Source organism: Bradyrhizobium mercantei (assembly GCF_001982635.1).
GTDB lineage: Bacteria > Pseudomonadota > Alphaproteobacteria > Rhizobiales > Xanthobacteraceae > Bradyrhizobium > Bradyrhizobium mercantei.
Genome location: NZ_MKFI01000053.1, coordinates 1 through 805, shown reverse-complemented (window position 1 = coordinate 805; position 805 = coordinate 1). Strand labels below are relative to the sequence as shown.

Sequence of the window (805 nt, the reverse complement as noted above, 5' to 3'; positions counted from 1 at the left end):
GCGTTGCTGCGCTTGCCGTAGTGCGCCAGCGTGCCCAGCGCATAGGCATATCCGCCGCCCGGCAGGCCCAGCTGCCCCAGCGCCGCGGCCAGCACCGCGCCCATCCACACGGGCTGTTCGCCGTGTTCGGCGCGCTGCAGTGAATGCGCCACCGTCACCAGCACGCGCTTGCCCGGCAGCAGCCGCGCGATGCGGGCGATCTCTTCGGCCGCCACGCCGCAGATCGGTGCGGCCCAGGCCGGGTCCTTGGCCTGGCCATCCGCGCGCCCCATCAGGTAGTCCTCGAAGCCGTCCCAGCCTTCGCAGAAGTCGCGCAGGAAGGCCTGGTCGTGCCAGCCGTTGGCGACCAGTTCATGCACCAGCGCCAGCATCAGCGCCACGTCGGTGCCGGGCACGGCGCGAATCCATTGCGCCGCCGCGTCGGCCGGAAGGTCGGTGGCCAGCGGGCTGATGTTCAGGAAGCGGCAGCCGCGCCGCGCGGCCTGGCGCATCGAGTCGCGCTCGATGTGGCGGCTGATGCCGCCGCTGGCCACGCGCGAATTCTTCAGCGCCATGCCGCCGAAGGCCAGCACCACATCGGTGTGCGCGACGATCTGTTCCCAGGTGACGTTGCGGCGCGCCACATCGTCCATGCCGCCCAGGATGTGCGGCAGGATCACCGCCGAGGCGCCAGCGCTGTAGCTGTTGACCGAGCGCACGTAACCGCCCAGCGAGGTGTTCAGGAAGCGGTGCACCTGGCTCTGCGCGTGATGGAAGCGGCCGGCGCTGGACCAGCCGTACGAGCCGCCGAACACCGCCTGCGGGC

At 71.4% G+C, this 805-nt stretch carries 1 protein-coding gene; it reads right to left on the bottom strand.

Features of this window, described 5'->3' with window-relative positions:
- On the bottom strand, positions 1 to 805 hold an 805-nt coding region (locus BI327_RS40865), incomplete at both ends, for a molybdopterin-dependent oxidoreductase (RefSeq protein ID WP_159450534.1).